23 protein-coding genes are annotated in these 16,975 nt (G+C 28.4%); 19 read left to right on the top strand and 4 right to left on the bottom strand.

Annotation, left to right across the window (positions count from 1 at the left end; genetic code table 11):
- Window position 1: 1 nt before the first annotated feature.
- Window positions 2–682 (top strand): DNA repair protein RecO, encoded by a 681-nt coding sequence (recO, locus tag ACTTBO_RS05265; RefSeq protein WP_440656708.1) that lies wholly within the window; start codon window positions 2–4, stop codon window positions 680–682.
- Here the strand turns inward: recO and hemB are convergent, their stop codons facing one another.
- Window positions 683–1,672, bottom strand: coding sequence for a porphobilinogen synthase (hemB, locus tag ACTTBO_RS05260; protein ID WP_440656707.1), 990 nt, complete (start codon window positions 1,670–1,672; stop codon window positions 683–685). It abuts the gene before it with no gap.
- Window positions 1,673–1,745: 73 nt separating this feature from the next.
- Here hemB and ACTTBO_RS05255 point away from each other — a divergent pair, with 73 nt between their 5' ends.
- The 11 genes from ACTTBO_RS05255 (at window position 1,746) to ACTTBO_RS05205 (ending at window position 11,274) form a co-directional block, all read left to right on the top strand.
- Window positions 1,746–2,384, top strand: coding sequence for an aspartyl/asparaginyl beta-hydroxylase domain-containing protein (locus ACTTBO_RS05255; protein WP_440656706.1), 639 nt, complete (start codon window positions 1,746–1,748; stop codon window positions 2,382–2,384).
- A gap of 1 nt (window position 2,385) precedes the next feature.
- Window positions 2,386–2,811 carry a ribose 5-phosphate isomerase B gene (gene rpiB / locus ACTTBO_RS05250; RefSeq protein WP_440656705.1) on the top strand — a complete coding sequence of 142 codons (426 nt, stop codon included), beginning with the start codon at window positions 2,386–2,388 and terminating at the stop codon, window positions 2,809–2,811.
- 6 nt (window positions 2,812–2,817) lie between these two features.
- Window positions 2,818–4,125: a serine hydroxymethyltransferase gene (gene glyA, locus ACTTBO_RS05245; RefSeq protein ID WP_440656704.1), complete on the top strand. Its 1,308-nt coding sequence runs from the start codon at window positions 2,818–2,820 to the stop codon at window positions 4,123–4,125.
- A 3-nt stretch (window positions 4,126–4,128) separates the two neighbouring features.
- On the top strand, window positions 4,129–4,587 hold the full coding sequence (gene nrdR / locus ACTTBO_RS05240; protein WP_075506746.1) for a transcriptional regulator NrdR: 459 nt from the start codon (window positions 4,129–4,131) through the stop codon (window positions 4,585–4,587).
- A complete protein-coding gene (ribD, locus tag ACTTBO_RS05235; RefSeq protein WP_440656703.1) occupies window positions 4,568–5,680 on the top strand; it encodes a bifunctional diaminohydroxyphosphoribosylaminopyrimidine deaminase/5-amino-6-(5-phosphoribosylamino)uracil reductase RibD in 1,113 nt (370 codons plus the stop codon). Before nrdR ends, ribD begins: the two co-directional genes overlap by 20 nt.
- Window positions 5,673–6,266 carry a riboflavin synthase gene (locus ACTTBO_RS05230; RefSeq protein ID WP_440656702.1) on the top strand — a complete coding sequence of 198 codons (594 nt, stop codon included), beginning with the start codon at window positions 5,673–5,675 and terminating at the stop codon, window positions 6,264–6,266. Before ribD ends, ACTTBO_RS05230 begins: the two co-directional genes overlap by 8 nt.
- The gene (gene ribB / locus ACTTBO_RS05225; RefSeq protein WP_262589161.1) at window positions 6,253–7,353 is read left to right on the top strand and encodes a 3,4-dihydroxy-2-butanone-4-phosphate synthase; all 1,101 of its coding nucleotides are present in this window, start codon (window positions 6,253–6,255) and stop codon (window positions 7,351–7,353) included. Before ACTTBO_RS05230 ends, ribB begins: the two co-directional genes overlap by 14 nt.
- On the top strand, window positions 7,353–7,742 hold the full coding sequence (gene ribH, locus ACTTBO_RS05220; protein WP_440614335.1) for a 6,7-dimethyl-8-ribityllumazine synthase: 390 nt from the start codon (window positions 7,353–7,355) through the stop codon (window positions 7,740–7,742). The genes ribB and ribH overlap by 1 nt, the downstream gene beginning before the upstream one ends.
- On the top strand, window positions 7,739–8,140 hold the full coding sequence (locus tag ACTTBO_RS05215; RefSeq protein WP_262589163.1) for a transcription antitermination factor NusB: 402 nt from the start codon (window positions 7,739–7,741) through the stop codon (window positions 8,138–8,140). The genes ribH and ACTTBO_RS05215 overlap by 4 nt, the downstream gene beginning before the upstream one ends.
- On the top strand, window positions 8,133–9,092 hold the full coding sequence (gene thiL, locus ACTTBO_RS05210; protein WP_440656701.1) for a thiamine-phosphate kinase: 960 nt from the start codon (window positions 8,133–8,135) through the stop codon (window positions 9,090–9,092). Before ACTTBO_RS05215 ends, thiL begins: the two co-directional genes overlap by 8 nt.
- Before the next feature lie 76 nt (window positions 9,093–9,168).
- A complete protein-coding gene (locus ACTTBO_RS05205; RefSeq protein WP_440656700.1) occupies window positions 9,169–11,274 on the top strand; it encodes a sodium-translocating pyrophosphatase in 2,106 nt (701 codons plus the stop codon).
- On the opposite strand, the gene bamE is transcribed toward ACTTBO_RS05205, so the two are convergent.
- Window positions 11,261–11,743, bottom strand: a complete 483-nt coding sequence (bamE, locus tag ACTTBO_RS05200; RefSeq protein ID WP_440656699.1) for an outer membrane protein assembly factor BamE domain-containing protein — start codon at window positions 11,741–11,743, stop codon at window positions 11,261–11,263. The two genes, ACTTBO_RS05205 and bamE, sit on opposite strands and share 14 nt — an antisense overlap.
- Between bamE and ACTTBO_RS05195 the strand changes: the two genes are divergently transcribed.
- The 6 genes from ACTTBO_RS05195 to ACTTBO_RS05170 are packed head-to-tail and all read left to right on the top strand — an operon-like array spanning window position 11,742 to window position 14,256.
- Window positions 11,742–12,209, top strand: coding sequence for a ubiquinol-cytochrome C chaperone family protein (locus tag ACTTBO_RS05195; protein WP_440656698.1), 468 nt, complete (start codon window positions 11,742–11,744; stop codon window positions 12,207–12,209). The genes bamE and ACTTBO_RS05195 overlap by 2 nt on opposite strands.
- Window positions 12,210–12,211: 2 nt before the next feature.
- Complete coding sequence (gene rpmF, locus ACTTBO_RS05190; RefSeq protein WP_023853776.1) at window positions 12,212–12,394, top strand: 50S ribosomal protein L32; 183 nt, start codon at window positions 12,212–12,214, stop codon at window positions 12,392–12,394.
- Between the two features lie 13 nt (window positions 12,395–12,407).
- On the top strand, window positions 12,408–13,409 hold the full coding sequence (plsX, locus tag ACTTBO_RS05185; protein WP_440656697.1) for a phosphate acyltransferase PlsX: 1,002 nt from the start codon (window positions 12,408–12,410) through the stop codon (window positions 13,407–13,409).
- Entirely contained in the window at window positions 13,410–13,709 is a 300-nt protein-coding gene (locus ACTTBO_RS05180) for an HU family DNA-binding protein (protein WP_262589169.1), read from the top strand.
- A complete protein-coding gene (locus tag ACTTBO_RS05175; RefSeq protein WP_440656696.1) occupies window positions 13,702–14,064 on the top strand; it encodes a MerR family transcriptional regulator in 363 nt (120 codons plus the stop codon). The genes ACTTBO_RS05180 and ACTTBO_RS05175 overlap by 8 nt, the downstream gene beginning before the upstream one ends.
- Entirely contained in the window at window positions 14,065–14,256 is a 192-nt protein-coding gene (locus ACTTBO_RS05170; protein ID WP_440656695.1) for a bL33 family ribosomal protein, read from the top strand.
- A 1-nt stretch (window position 14,257) separates the two neighbouring features.
- On the opposite strand, the gene ACTTBO_RS05165 is transcribed toward ACTTBO_RS05170, so the two are convergent.
- Window positions 14,258–14,548 (bottom strand): chorismate mutase, encoded by a 291-nt coding sequence (locus tag ACTTBO_RS05165; RefSeq protein ID WP_075506733.1) that lies wholly within the window; start codon window positions 14,546–14,548, stop codon window positions 14,258–14,260.
- 43 nt (window positions 14,549–14,591) lie between these two features.
- Here ACTTBO_RS05165 and ACTTBO_RS05160 point away from each other — a divergent pair, with 43 nt between their 5' ends.
- Entirely contained in the window at window positions 14,592–15,617 is a 1,026-nt protein-coding gene (locus ACTTBO_RS05160; RefSeq protein ID WP_440656694.1) for a COX15/CtaA family protein, read from the top strand.
- A 27-nt stretch (window positions 15,618–15,644) separates the two neighbouring features.
- On the opposite strand, the gene ACTTBO_RS05155 is transcribed toward ACTTBO_RS05160, so the two are convergent.
- On the bottom strand, window positions 15,645–16,973 hold the full coding sequence (locus ACTTBO_RS05155; RefSeq protein WP_440618393.1) for an O-acetylhomoserine aminocarboxypropyltransferase/cysteine synthase family protein: 1,329 nt from the start codon (window positions 16,971–16,973) through the stop codon (window positions 15,645–15,647).
- Window positions 16,974–16,975 lie beyond the last annotated feature (2 nt).

Here is a 16,975-nt window from a genome sequence, read left to right as displayed (position 1 = left end):
TATGAATTGGTCTGATGAAGGTTTTTTGTTAAGTAAAAATAGATATAACGAAAACTCCTTGATTGTAGAAATTTTTACCAAAGAAAAAGGCAAAGTGTCAGGCATCATATTTGGTGGAACATCAAAAAAAATTAAAAATTATCTGCAAATAGGAAATAAATTGCATGTTAATTATAACTCAAAAAATGAAAATAGGATTGGCTATTTTAAAGTTGAAATTTTAAATGCTTACAGCCCTTTGTATTTTGATGACAGACAAAAATTATCATGCTTAACTTCTGCAATGAATTTGATTAAAATTTTAACAGCAGACGCACAATCAAATGAAAAAGTTTTTTTCATAATTCAGAAATTCTTTTTAATTTTACAAGATAAAAATTGGTTAAAAAAATATATTTTTTGGGAATTAGAATTACTCAAAATATTAGGTTATGATTTAGAATTAGAAAACTTAGTAGAGAAAGATACTGAAAATAACGAAACTGTTTATTATGTTTCATCATCAAATGAAAAAAAATATGTTCCAAACTTTCTTATTGAAAAAGATAAAGAGGTTGAGGATATTAAAATTTTATTAAAAGGTTTGAAGTTAGTTAATGATTATCTGGATAAAACGATTTTAAAACCAAACAATATTAATTTTCCAAATAATAGATTGTTATTTCTTAATACTTTAAGGTGATTACTTTATTATTTTGTCAATTCGGTCAGCGTAATAACTTACAATTGCATTTGCACCAGCTCTTTTGAAAGCCACTAAACTTTCATACACTGCATCTTTATTTACAAGGTTTTTATTAATAGCATTTTCTATTAAACTGTATTCTCCAGATACTTGATACGCAAAAACTGGGATTTTGAATTTTTCTTTAATTGATTTAATTATATCTAAATATGGCATTCCTGGTTTAACCATAACCATATCAGCTCCTTCTTTTATATCTAAAGCAACTTCTCTTAATGCTTCATCAGAATTTCTAAAATCCATTTGATATGTTTTTTTATCACCTTTTAATGAACCTTTTGATCCCACAGCATCTCTAAAGGGACCATAAAAACTTGATGCGTATTTTGCTGCATAAGATAAAATCTGAACCTCTTGGAAATTGTTTTGATCGATTGCTTTTCTAATTTTACTAATCCTTCCATCCATCATATCTGATGGAGCTAAGACATCGCAACCCATTTCAGCTTGAAGTAAAGATTGGTTTATTAAAACTTGAATTGTTTCATCATTTAAAATTTTATCAGATTTTATTAATCCGTCATGTCCATGGGAAGTATAAGGGTCTAATGCAACATCACACATAATTCCAATTTGATTTTTGTATTTTTTTTTAATCATTCTTGATGCTCTACAAACAAGATTATTTTCATTGAGTGCTTCTGATCCAAGTTCATTTTTCAATGATTTTTTTGTATTTGGGAAAAGAGCAACCATTGGAATTCCTTTACTTATCGCTCTGTCGATGATTTGACTGATTCTATCCACTGAATACCTGTAGACGCCAGGCATCGATTTTATATGTTGTTTTTTATTTATTCCATCAATAAGAAAAATTGGAAGAATAAAATCATTAGGACTTAGGGTATTTTCTTGAATTAGCTTTCTAGTCCAAGAAGATTTTCTGTTTCTTCTTAATCTTAGGCTTGGATATTTTCCTACAATCATGTTTAAATTTACTTTATTAATGCGACAAATGTATTATACAAATAACTCTTAAATTAAGTACAAAACCATTTTTATGAGCATTGATAACACAAAAGTTGTAAACCTAAACCTAAAAAAAGAAGAAAGAATTTCAGATTTTAGTGATTTTCAAAAACAAAACTTGAAATTTGATATAAATAAACTTCAAGAGGCCTATAACCAAATTATTAAGACAAAAAAATTTGAAGATGCTGGGATAACGCACTTTGGAGCAATTTCACTAACTCAAATTCCTGGTGATCCTGATTCAATCAAAGGCAATAAAGCTAGAGGTGTTTATTGGACTAAACCTGATAAAACTGGAAAAGAGGTTTCTAGAGATGTAGAAATTGATGAAGCAGCTTATTCTGAATTTATAAAAGATTATGAAAATACTTATTTTAAAGAAGTTTATGATGTTTTATCAAGCAAATATAAATTGGGTAGAGTAAGAATTTTATTAAAAGAACCAAGATCAACTTTAAGTTGGCATAGAGATCCAGAACCAAGATTGCACATTCCAATCGTAACTAACCCTGGCTGCTTAATGGTTATAGATAATGTTGCAAAACATATGCCTGCAGATGGTTCTGTTTGGGTGACTAATAACACAAAATATCATAATGCATTTAATGGTGGTGAAGAAAATAGAGTCCACCTTGTTGCTTGTGTGCTAGATTATAAATTCAATTAATTTGAAAAAGATATTTATCTCTTCAGATCACGCTGGTTTTAAACTTAAAGAATCAATTAAAATTTATTTAGAAAAGAAAAAAATTAATTTCCAAGATTTTGGTCCTTCAAATGAGAATAGCGTTGATTACCCAGATTATGCACATAAAGTTGCAAGAAAAGTAAATTCATCTAAAAAAAATATTGGTATTTTGGTATGTGGATCAGGAACTGGAATGAATATTGCGGCAAATAAACATAAAAATGTTAGAGCCGCTCAATGCTTTAATGAAAAATCTACTAAATTATCTAGATTGCATAATGATGCAAATATCATTACATTAGGATCTAGATTACTATCTAAAAAAAATGCATTAAAATTTATTAGCATTTTTTTAAATACAAAGTTCGAAGGTGGGAGACACTTAAAAAGAGTAAAAAAAATATAATTAATTATGTCTAGTGAAAAAAGTTATTTAAACGATAGTTATAAGAGTTTTTTCGAAGATGGTTTGTCTAGCAAGGACCCTGAATTATATAAAGCTATAAAAGACGAACTCTTAAGACAACAACAACATATAGAATTAATTGCATCAGAAAATATAGTTTCACAAGCAGTTCTTGAAGCTCAAGGATCAGTTTTAACTAATAAGTATGCCGAAGGATATCCTGGAAAAAGATACTATAATGGTTGCGAACATGTAGATGTTGCAGAAAGTCTTGCAATTGAGAGATTAAAAAAATTATTTAATTGTAAATATGCAAATGCACAACCTCACTCTGGAGCCCAAGCAAATGGAGCTGTATTTTTAGCTTTATTAAATCCTGGAGATACATTTATGGGTATGAGTTTAAATTCAGGTGGACACATAACACACGGATTGAAAATATCTATGTCAGGTAAATGGTTTAACGCTATAGGTTATGACGTTGATAAAGAGTCTGAACTTATTGATTATGATAATGTTGAAAAACTTGCTTTAGAACACAAGCCTAAATTAATAATAGCAGGCGGCAGTGCTTATTCTCGAGTAATAGATTTTAAAAGATTTAGAGAAATAGCTGATAAAGTAGGAGCCTATTTAATGGTTGATATGGCACATTTCTCAGGACTTGTGGCTGGTAAAGGTTATCCAAATCCATGTGATTACGCTCATGTTGTAACCTCAACTACACATAAAGTTTTTAGAAGTGCAAGAGGTGGAATAATTTTGTCTAATGACGAGGAGCTTGGTAAAAAGTTTAACACAGCTGTTTTCCCTGGTTATCAAGGTGGACCTTTGATGCATATTATTGCTGCTAAAGCTGCTGGTTTTCTAGAAGCTCTTCAGCCAGATTTTCAAGATTATATAAAATCAGTTTTAGCTAATGCAAAAATCTTAGCCGAAACATTAAAAAACAATGGATTTAAAATTTATTCAGATGGAACTGATACTCATTTAATGCTTGTTGATTTAAGACCTTTTAATGTTAAAGGAAATCTTGCAGCGGAAAGTCTATCAAGAGCCAACATAACATGTAATAAAAATGGAATACCTTTTGATACAGAGAAGCCAATGATTACATCGGGAATTAGATTGGGTACTCAAGCTGCTACTACACGTGGATTTGGATTAAATGAATTTAAAACTGTAGGTGAATTGATAACAAAAACTATTAAAGGTTTATCTGAAAATCCTGATGATAACAGTAAAGTTGAAAACGAAGTAAGAAATGAAGTTATTAGTCTAACTTCATCATTTCCAATATATAAAAATTTATAAATAATGATTTGTCCTTGTGAAAAAAAAGGTGATACATCAGTTGTAGACTCTAGACCAACTGAAGATGGAACCGCAATAAGAAGAAGACGATTATGTATATGCGGTGAAAGATTTACTACCTTTGAAAGAATTCAATTTAGAGAATTAATGGTTGTTAAAAAAAATGGAAGAAAATCTTCTTTTGATAGAGATAAATTATCTAAATCAATCTATATAGCATTAAAAAAGAGACCAATTGATACGGAAACTGCAGAAAAATTTATAAGTAAAATTTCAAGATCATTAGAAGAACTTGGACAAACAGAAATATCAACAAGTACAATTGGAACAATGGTAATGGAAGGATTAAAAGAGCTTGATCCTGTAGCATACGTGCGTTTTGCTTCTGTTTATAGAAATTTTAGAGAAGAAAAAGACTTTGTACAATTCGTGGACAGATTAGATGTCTACAAAAAAAGATAATTTTACAAGTAAAGATAAACAATTCATGCAAATTGCCCTTAATTTGGCAATTGCTCGCGAAGGTTTAACCGGTACAAATCCATCTGTTGGATGTGTAATTGTTAAAAATAATAAAATTATATCAATAGGACAGACTTCACATGATGGAAGGCCTCATGCTGAACGAAATGCAATTAAAGACTCTATTGAAAATGTTGCTGGTTCAAAGATGTATGTCACATTAGAACCGTGTTGTCATAAAGGAAAAACACCACCTTGTACAAATTTAATAATTAAATCAAAAATATCAGAAGTTATTTACTCAAATTCTGATATTGACGAACGTGTTAGTGGAAAATCTTTTAAAGTTTTAAAATCAAGTAAAATAAAAGTTAGAAAAAATCTTTTAAAAAAAGAAATCAGTCGGTTTTACTATCCTTATTTTTTTAACAGAAAAAATAAAATACCTTTTGTTACAGGTAAAATTGCAGTTTCAAAGAACAATTTAATTTATAGTAAAGAAAAGCAAAAAATTACTAATATTTATTCTGATAAGTTTTCACATTTTTTAAGATATAAAAATGATACGATATTAATTTCACACAAAACCTTAAATAAGGATAATCCAAAACTCAATTGTAGACTTAAAAACAAAAATAATTTTTCACCTATAAGAGTCATTTTAGATAATAAGCTAAATTCTAATCCAGACTCTTACTTAATAAAATCTGCAACTAAAATAAAAACAATTATTTTTTATAATGAAGCAACAAAATCAAAAATCTCATTATTTAAATCTAAAAAAGTCTTATTAATAAAATCTAAAATTAATAAAAATAAAGAATTCAATTTAAAAGAGATATTAAAAAAAATTTATTCTTTAGGAAGTAGAAATTTATTGGTTGAAGGTGGAGATAAACTTACAAAATCATTCATAAATGATAAAATTTTTAATAAATTTTATTTGTTTAAAAGTTCCAAAAACTTGTCTAAAAATTCTGAATTTGTTGAATTTAACAGTTTAAATACTTTAAAATCAAAATATAGATATAAGTCAAAACTAAACCTTAAATTAAAAAAGGATAAAATAGAATTTTATAAAAACTATGTTTAACGGAATTATATATAACCAAGGTACTGTCAAAAGAATTACTAAAAGACCAAAAGGCATCAATATATTTGTTAAAAGTAACTTAAAAGTTTCATCAAAAGATATGGGATTGTCAGTTGCATGTGATGGGGTATGTCTCACATTAATTTCCTATAAGTCAAAAATAATGGAATTTTATTTATCAAATGAAACTTTAATAAGGTCCAAATTTAAATTTCTCAAAACAAATGATGTTTTGAACTTAGAGTTACCTTTGAAATATGGAGCTAAAATTTCTGGTCATATCTGCCAAGGTCATGTTGATACGGTTGGAATAGTTAATAGTATTAATAAAATAGATAAATCTTATCTTTTTGATTTTGAGATTCCAAAAAAAGAAAGAAAACATTTAATAGAGAAGGCGTCAATATGTGTAAATGGCATCTCTCTTACAATTTCAAAAATTACAAAAAAAGGTTTTCAAATTTGGATTATTCCCCATACTTATAAAGAGACCAATTTATCTACTTTAAAAAAATCTAGTTTGGTAAATATTGAGATTGATATCTTGTCTAAATATGTAAAAAATTATTTTAATGACAAAAAATAATTTTGCATCAATAGAAACTATTATCAGTATTGCTAGAAAAGGTGGAATGTTCATTTTAGTTGATGATGAAAAAAGAGAAAATGAAGGCGATTTAGTAATATCCACATCAGATACTAATTCAAAAAATATAAATTTTATGGCCAAGTATGGCAGAGGTTTAATTTGTTTAGCTCTAGATAGTGTTCAGGCAAAAAAATTAAACCTTTCATTAATGTCACCAATTAATCAATCAAGAAATAAAACTGCATTTACCATTTCTATCGAAGCTAAAAAGGGAATTACAACTGGAATTTCAGCGAAGGATAGAGCCAAAACAATTAAAGTTGCTTCAAAGAAAAATGCTAACAAAAATGAAATTGTATCTCCAGGTCATGTTTTTCCAATAATAGCAAAAGATGGAGGTGTACTTGTTAGAGCTGGGCATACAGAAGCGTCGGTTGATATCTCAAAATTAGCAAAAAAAAATAATTCAGCTGTTATTTGTGAAATTATGAACGAAGATGGAACAATGGCCAAAGGTAACGATTTATTTAATTTTGCAAATAAGCATAAACTTAAAATAGGTAAGATTGAAGATTTGATTGCTTATAGACTTAAAAAAGAAAAATTAATTAAATTAAAAAAACAAAGCTCAATAATTGTAAAAGATCAAAAGTATAATATTCGAATTTATGAAAATTTAATTGATGGTGCAGAACATTTTGCTCTAATTAAAGGAAAAATAAAAAAGGGTATTACCCCAAGGGTAAGAGTGATCTCTTCAAATGTAGTTCAAAATTATTTAATTAATCAACAATTACCAAACTCATTTAACAAAACTTTGAATTATTTTAAAAAATATAACAATTGTGTATTAATCTTTATTAAAGACTCTAATTTAAAATCTGTAACACAAACTCTAAAAGATTATAAAAATAAAGATTTTTATAAAAAGGGTAATGATAAATTAATAAGAAATTACGGAATTGGAGCTCAAATTATAAAAGATTTAAAAATTAAAAATATGATATTAATCACAAAATCTCCAAAAAAAGTTATTGGTTTAGATGGTTATGGTATAAAAATTACTAAACAAGAATTGATATAATGAAGAAAAAAATTTTGATTGTTATAGCTGATTATTACAAAGATATTGCAGATGGACTACTTAAAAGTGCTTTAAAATTAATCTCAAAAAAAAATAATATAAAAGTTATTAATGTTCCAGGAGCTTTTGAAATCCCAGTAACTATTTCAAAAAACATAAATAAGTATGATGCCTTTTTAGCTTTAGGCTGTGTTATTAAGGGTCAAACTCCTCACTTTGATTTTATTTCTCAAGCAGCAACTAATGGTATTATGGAATTATCAATTTCAAGTAAAAAACCAATTGGGAATGGAATAATTACTTGTTTGAATATGTCTCAAGCTAAAGCGAGAAAGAAAAAAGGTGCGGAAGCAGCTGAAGCAGTAATTTCTGTTCTATCTCAAAAATGAGAACACATTTTAATCCAAAAAATAATCCTAGGGTTATAATAATTCAAAAACTCTATGGTAAATTTTATAACGAAGATGATGAATTACAGTTTCCAAAACACAGATTTAAAAAATTTATTAAAGATATTGTACTAGGAACTATCGAAAGAAATGATCTAATTATAGATGAATTAAAAAATAAATTAGGTGATGAATTTGTCTTTGAAAATTTAGATAAGGTTTTTCAAACTATTTTAAAAGCTGCTACATACGAATTAATGTACAAACCTAATTTATCCTTAAATATTATTATTAAAGAGTATTTAAATTCATCAAATTATTTCTTAGAAAATTCACAAACTAAGTACCTAAATGCTTTGCTTGATAATGTTGGGAAAAAATTAAGAACAAATGCATGAATTTGAATTAATAAATAATTATTTTTCTAATATTTCTAAAAAAAATAAAGCTGCTTTAAGTTTAAATGATGATGTTTTTTTTGATAAAAAAAAAGGATTAGTTATTTCAGTAGACACATACAACATAGGTATACATTTTATAGATTTTAAAAGACCAGATTTAGTTATTAAAAAAATTTTAAGATCTTCAATTTCTGATTTGATTTGTAAAGGAGTTAAGCCAAAATATTATTTTATTGCTGGATCAGGGAACAAAAAAAACTTTACAAAAAACAATCTTAAAAAAATATCTAATTCTTTAAGGGAAGAGCAGAAAAAATATGATTTATTATTAGGAGGAGGGGATACAACTTTTTCTAATAAACTTAGCTTTACAATAACCTCAGTTGGCTACTCAAAAAAAATAATCTATAGAAATCAATCTAATGTAAATAATGATATATATGTTACAGGAAATTTAGGTGATAGTTTTATCGGACTACAGATTTTAAAAAATAAAATTAAGTTGAATAAATCTAAAACTAAGTATTTTATCAATAAATATTATATGCCTGATATCCAAAATAAGTTTTCTAAAAATTTACTTTCTCTAGCAACAAGTTCTATGGATATATCTGATGGTTTAATCGCAGATTTGAATAAATTAATAAACAAGCAAAATGTTTCTTATAAAATTTATGAAAAATCCATTCCTGTATCAAGAAATCTTAACAACCTAATTAATAGTAAGAATTTAAATAAAATTGATCTAGTTTCTAATGGAGATGATTATCAAATTTTGTTTACTGCTAGACCAAACAATGCCAGAATCATAAATAAATTAAGTAAATCTCTTGGTGTAAAAATTTCTAAAATAGGAACTATTTTATCTGGTAAAAACAAGTCTTTAATTTTAGATCAAAAAGATAGAGAAATCGCCAATAATACAGGTGGTTATATCCACCAATTTTGAAGTTAATTATTGTCTTTTTTGACTTTTTTTGTATTGTCCGGGCTTAAAAAATTAACAACCAACAACTAAGGGTTATATGAGTGCAACTGTCGAAACTATTTTATTATACACAATCGGAGCTGGTTTTTTATCTATCGTTTATGGATTTTTAACTGGAAAAAACATTTTAAATTCAAGTGCAGGAAATGCAAAAATGCAAGATATTGCTTCAGCTATTCAAATCGGAGCAAAAGCTTATCTAGCAAGACAATACAAAACAATTGCAATTGTTGGTGCAGCTGTTCTTGTAATTGTTAGTATTGCGTTTAGTCCATTAGTTGGTCTTGGTTATTTAATAGGTGCAGCATTATCTGGTATTGCAGGGTACGTTGGTATGTTAGTTTCTGTAGAAGCTAATGTTAGAACTGCTGAAGCTTCAAGAAAAGGTCTAGCTCAAGGTCTATCAGTTGCTTTTAAATCTGGTGCTGTAACAGGTATGTTGGTTGCTGGTTTAGCATTATTGGCAATAGCAGTTTATTATTTTTTATTACTTAAATATGAAGTAGATGAGAGAGAGATTGTAAATGCTCTTGTTGCTTTAGGTTTTGGTGCTTCTTTAATTTCAATTTTTGCAAGATTAGGTGGAGGTATTTTTACTAAGGGTGCAGATGTTGGGGCTGACCTAGTTGGTAAAGTTGAAGCCGGTATTCCTGAAGATGATCCTAGAAATCCAGCTGTAATTGCAGATAATGTTGGAGATAATGTTGGTGATTGTGCAGGTATGGCGGCTGATTTATTTGAAACATATGCAGTTACTATTGTTGCTACCATGGTTTTATCATCAATTTTCTTCGTAGGTGATCTTAATATGATGATCTATCCTCTTACAATTGGTGCTGCTTGTTTATTGACATCTATTATAGGTACATTCTTTGTTAAACTTGGAAAAGATAACAATGTGATGAATGCATTATACAAAGGATTTATTGTATCTGCGGTTGCATCATTAGTTATTCTTTGGCCTGTAACTGATCATGTAATTGGTTTTACAAATGAATACACTGTTAATGGAAATACATTTAATGGAATGGATTTATATTACTGTGGAGTAATTGGTTTAGTTATTACTGGTTTGTTAATCTGGATTACAGAATATTACACAGGAACAAGTTACAGACCTGTTAAATCTGTAGCTTTATCATCAACAACTGGTCATGGAACTAATGTTATTCAAGGTTTAGCTGTATCAATGGAAGCAACAGCTATACCTGCGTTAATCATTGTTGCAGGTATCTTAATTACAAATTCTATTGCTGGCCTATTTGGTATTGCGATTGCTGTTACAACAATGTTAGCGTTAGCTGGAATGGTTGTTGCGTTAGATGCTTATGGCCCAGTAACCGACAACGCTGGAGGGATAGCAGAAATGTCTAACTTGGATAAAAAAGTTAGAAAAACAACAGATGCTCTAGATGCTGTTGGGAATACTACAAAAGCTGTAACAAAAGGATATGCGATTGGTTCCGCTGGTTTAGGTGCACTAGTTTTATTTGCAGCATACACTGAGGATATTAAACATTTTTCTAAAGAAGCAGGATCAGCTCTTGAGGGAATAGTTGTAACTTTTGATTTATCAAATCCTTATGTTGTTGTTGGTTTATTAATTGGAGGAATGTTACCTTACTTATTTGGTTCAATGGGTATGCAAGCTGTAGGTAGAGCAGGTGGTGCTGTAGTAGTAGAAGTTAGAAGACAGTTTAAAAAATTCCCAGGTATTATGAAAAGAAAACAAAAACCTGATTATGCAAAATTAGTTGACTTGTTGACTGTTGCTGCAATTAAAGAAATGATAATCCCATCATTATTACCAGTGTTATCACCTGTAGTTTTATATTTCATAATTTTATCAATAGGTGGTCAGGTAGCTGCCTTAGCTGCAGTTGGAGCTATGCTTTTAGGAGTTATAATTACAGGACTATTTGTGGCTGTTTCTATGACTGCTGGAGGTGGTGCATGGGATAATGCTAAGAAATATATTGAAGATGGAAATCATGGTGGTAAAGGTTCAGAGGCTCATAAAGCTGCTGTAACAGGTGATACTGTTGGTGATCCGTACAAAGATACTGCAGGTCCTGCTGTTAATCCAATGATTAAGATTACGAATATTGTAGCCTTATTATTGTTAGCTGTTATCGCTGGCTAATTTCTTTACGTTTTTTGGCCCTCGCTCCTAGAGGGTCATTAATCTTTTGTCTCATACTAGACATAAAATCATATATAAATGAGTTTTTTTTGTATTGTGCTTGTGTAGTATCGTCGACAATTTTAATTTTTTCCATATCGTCTTTATTATAGAATTCTTTTTTTTTTAGAATACCGTATTTGCCTATTTCTAAAACTAGGACATTATTTTTAAAAATTTTCATTTTACCCAAGTTTTTTAGCTGTGATTGTGTTTGCTTTCTTTCAATATATATCCAAACATCATTATCAAATTTACTTGTTGTAGATGGAATACCTAGTATTTTTTTAATATCATTTTTGTTTGTCTGATTTACAATTAGTGTTTCTTGTTTTTTCTCTAAAAATTGAACGCCATGATGCTTAACAACAGGTTTAAATGAACAATTTGAAAGTATTAAAAATAAAAAAAATATATATAATTTATTCATGAATAATGAGTATATACATATTTATAATAAATTGATTAATTTCACTAGAAATAAAGATTTATATAAGGATTTAAATAGAGAAGACAGCTTTTCTGATCGGTTGACTTTATTTTTACTTCATTTTTCATTTTTCCTCAAAAATTATAAAAATGAAGAAAATAAAAAAGTATTACAAGAAATTTACGATTTTAACTTCAGGCAATTAGAATTAAGTATTAGAGAAATAGGATATGGAGACCAATCTATAAACAAAAAAATGAAAGATTATATCAATTTGTTCCATTCTATGGTTTCTGAGATTCATTTTTGGGATGATTTATCAAAATCAGATAAAATTGAAAAATTATCAATATTTTTAGAAGATTTTAATAATATTGATGATTTACTTGATTATTTTAATGAATTTAACTTAGATTTATCAAAAAAAACTTTGAATTATTATTTAAAAAGTGTAAGTAACCCATAATTATGGCTGTACCGAAACGAAAACAAACCCCATCCAGAACTGGAATGAGAAGGGCACAAACAATGAAATTTTCAACTAAAAATATAGTTGAGGATAAAAAATCAGGTGAATACAGGCTTTCTCATCATCTAGATTTAAAAACAGGTATGTATAAGGGTAGACAAGTTTTAGACCCAAAAGAATAGTATAATTATCTTAATGTCCGAAAAAATTAAAATTGCAGTTGATGCAATGGGAGGTGATGGTTCACCAAAAAAAGTAATTGATGGTATTATTTATAACCATCAATCAAATAAAAACATTTTTTACAAAATATTTGGAGATAAAAATAAAATTTCACCATTAATTGAAAATAAAATTAATAAAGAGTTCTATGAAATTTTCCATACAGAGAATGCAATTAAAAGTACGGACAGTCCTTTAGAGGGTGCAAAAAGAGGGAAAGACACTAGTATGTGGCTTGCTATTCAAAGCGTTAAAGAAAAGCAGGCTGATATCGTTATATCCGCTGGCAATACTGGTGCTTTATTAGTTGTATCAAAATTAAATCTTAAAATGATCGAAAATATAGATAAACCAGCTTTGTCTGCGCTTTGGCCAAATAAAAAAGGTATGAGCGTTGTATTAGATCTTGGTGCTAATATAGAATGTAGTGCAAAAAATCTAAGTGATTTTTCTTCGATGGGAGCTGCTCTTTATAACTCGTTATATCCAAATGAAATGGCTAATGTTTCTTTATTGAATATTGGTTCAGAAGAATTAAAGGGTAATGAAGTAATAAAAGAAACATATCAAATTCTTAATGACAAAAAATCTGAAAATTTTAATTTTTTGGGATATATCGAGGGTAACCACATTATGGATGGTGAAGTTGATGTAATTGTATCAGATGGATTTACAGGAAATGTAGCATTAAAAACTGCTGAGGGAACTGCAAATTTTATTACAAGTGAATTAAAAAAAGCGATGACTGGAAATTGGATAGGAAAACTATCTTCTCTTTTAAACATTTCAAATTTAAAAAAATTTAAAAAAAGATTAGATCCAAGACTGTACAATGGTGCAATTTTTATAGGTTTAGACTCTCCAGTAGTAAAAAGTCATGGTGGTACCGATTACGTTGGCTTTGCTAACTCATTAGATGTTTGCCATAGAATTGTTAAAGGTAATTTGATAGAAAAGATTAAACAGAATCTTTAAATGAGAATAAATTTAACTAAAAAAGATTTAGTTAATTTAGTTTATATGCAACTAGGTTTTTCTAAACAGATTTCAGAAAATTTAATTGATGATTTTTTATCAACAATTGTTTCCAACATTAAATCTGAGAAAAAGCTAAAATTATCTAAATTTGGAACTTTTTCTATTAGACAGAAAAAAAGTAGAATTGGTAGAAACCCAAAAACTAAGGAAACTAAAGTAATAACTAGTAGGGATGTTGTTTTATTTAAACCTTCAAAAGAATTTAAAGAGTTTATAAATCTTAAAGATTATGGATAAAGCTGATCAGGCTTATAAAACTATTGGTGAAGTTGCTAAAATTTTAGACTTAAAAGTCAATAAGAGAGGTTCCTTGCCTACTCACATAATAAGATTTTGGGAAACACAGTTTAAACAAATCAAGCCAAAAATTCTTAATTCTAATAGAAGATATTATGATGAAAAAAATATAGATCTTCTTAAGAAGATTAAATATTTGCTTAAAGATCAAGGAATGACAATTAATGGAGTTAAAAAGATTCTTGATAATGAAGATACTTTAAAGCTTGACGAAATGGCAGATAAATCTATAAAAGCTGAAAAATTAAAAATTAAGTTAACTAAAATATCAAAAATTATAAAAACACTAAAATAAATGGCAAAAAAAACACACGTAAAAGTTAGAATGGTGCCTGAAGCTAAACCAGATAGTCCTTACTTTTATTATGTAAAAAAACCAGCGGGTGGTGAGAAAGCAAAAGTGAAATTATCTGCAAAAAAATATAATCCAGTTACAAGAAAACACGAAATGTTTGTGGAAAAAAAGCTTCCACCACATAGTAAATAAACTATTTTTTTTTAAAATTTCTTCTTTCGTAATCAATATAAGACCAAATCATATTTTTCCAAATACGATTAGTTATTTTTGGATCTATGCCTTGTTTTAAGGATTTTGCTTTAATTTTTTTTAAAATAAAATTAATTCTTTTCTTATCTACGATTTCTTTTTTAAATTCTTTAAGCTTTAAAACTTCCTCAACTAGTTTTGTTCTATATTTTATAAGTGATAACAGTTTATTATCTAATTTATCTAGCTTAACTCTTATTAAATCTAGTTTTTTTTTATTATTTGGCGACATTTAATTTATTGGAATACTTAATAATTATTATATTTATCTGAGCATGTACAGTGAGAATAATCATTTAAATAATCAACTTAAATTGTGGATGCTGTCATTATTAGTTTTAGTTTCTTTAATAATATTAGTTGGAGGCTTGACTAGATTAACTGACTCTGGTCTATCAATTACCACTTGGGAATTATTTGTTGGTTTTTTTCCACCTATTACAAATGAAAAATGGTTAGAATATTTTAGTTTATATAAAACAATTCCTGAATACAGCCAACAAAACTTCAATATAACTCTTGATGAATTTAAAGTAATATTTTGGTGGGAATGGGGACACAGGCAGTTAGGGAGAATAATTGGTTTAACAGTATTACTCCCAATGGTTTATTTTTCAGTAAAACATGGACTTTGGATTATAAAAAAATATGGACTTATTTTTTTACTAGTTTGTTTTCAAGGATTTTTGGGTTGGTACATGGTATCAAGTGGATTAGTTGAGAGAATAGATGTTAGTCATTATAGACTAGCAATACATTTGGTAACAGCTTTTATCATTTTATCAATTGTATATTGGCAATTTTTAAAGTTATCATCCTCTTCAAATCAAACATTTTCTATTAATCTTTTTATAGTAAAAATTTTTTTAGTTTTATTATTTTTGCAACTAATTATAGGCGCTTTTGTATCTGGTATGGATGCTGGTAAAATTTATAACACTTGGCCATTGATGGGTGTTAATTATTTTCCTGATGATAGTAGTTTTAAAGACTTTTTGAATTTAAAAGTTTTTGACAATCCCTCTATTGTTCAATTTATACATAGAAATTTAGCATACTTAATTATAGTCATATATGCCCTAATCCTCTTTAAAGTAATTAATACTGGAAACAAAAAATTATACAAACCTATTACTTTAATTGGTTTGACTTTGGCTTTTCAAATTTTTCTTGGAGTGATAACTATTTTATCTGGAGTAAAAATGTTATTTGCATCTTTACACCAGATAAATTCTATTTTGATAATACTTTCAACTTTGTATTTTATATTTATCTCAAAATACAAAAGACAGATTAATTAATTTCTATTTGTAGACATATAAATAAAATTAACTAACTGCTTTTAAATTACCTTTTGATGATTTATCTAAAGCTTGATCTAAATCATCAATGATATCATCAATATGTTCTAAACCAATACAAAGCCTAACATATCCTGGCGTTACACCTGAAGCAGCTAATTCATCATCGTTTAATTGACTGTGAGTAGTTGTTGCCGGGTGTATTGCTAAACTTCTAGCATCACCTATATTTGCAACGTGATAAAACATTTTTAAAGCCTCAATGAACTTTTTACCAGCTTCGATACCACCAGCTAATTCAATACCAACTAAAGCACCATTACCATTTTTCAGATATTTTTTTGCTCGACTTGATATCTCTTCATTATGTTCAGTGGAATAAATTACTCTCTCAACAGCTTTATGATTTTTTAAGTACTCAACCACTTTTGCAGCATTATCACAGTGTTGTTTCATTCTTAAAGCAACTGTTTCAAGTCCTTGTATTACGCCGAATGCATTATCTGGAGAAAGTGCTGATCCTAGATCTCTTAACAAGGTTACTCTTGCTCTTACTGCAAAAGCAACATTTGCACCTGTTAATTCAGGCACAGCTTTACCCCAAACAACACCTCCATAACTTGCATCAGGTTCATTAAATAGTGGCTGTCTTTTTGGATCTGCTGTCCAATCAAAATTTCCACCATCTACTAGTGCACCTCCAACTACTGTTCCATGACCTGCTATATATTTTGTTAAAGAATAAACAACCACAGCAGCACCATGTTCAATTGGTTTACAAATTACAGGGGCAGCAGTGTTATCCAAGATTAATGGAATGTTATATTTTCTCCCAATATCCGAAACCTCTTTAATTGGAAAAACTCTTAAATATGGGTTTGGTAATGTTTCTCCATAAAAAGCTCTAGTTTTATCGTCTATTGCTTTTTCAAAGTTTTTTGGATCAGACGGATCTGCATACCTTACTTCTATACCAAGCTTACTTAAAGTATGTGTAAACAACGAAACTGTTCCGCCATATAGATCCGTTGAACTAACAATATTGTCTCCAGCTTGAGCAACGTTTAATATCGCAAAAGTAGATGCAGTTTGACCAGAAGCAACAGTTAAACTTGCAAGACCACCTTCAAGAGCAGCGATTCTCTTTTCCAACACATCGTTAGTTGGATTCATTATCCGCGTATAGATATTTCCAAACTCTTTTAACGCAAATAAATTAGCTGCATGTTCAGTGTTATTAAATTGATACGAGGTTGTTCTATAAATTGGAACTGCTACTGAATTTGTAGCTGGATCACTTCTGTAATCTCCACCATGTATCGCAATAGTTTCTGGATTATTTCTTTTTGTACTCATTT

Source organism: Candidatus Pelagibacter sp. HIMB1509 (genome assembly GCF_052047855.1).
Taxonomy (GTDB): Bacteria; Pseudomonadota; Alphaproteobacteria; order Pelagibacterales; family Pelagibacteraceae; genus Pelagibacter.
Note: the sequence above shows the minus strand (reverse complement) of the source record. Positions and strands in the feature narration are given on the sequence as shown.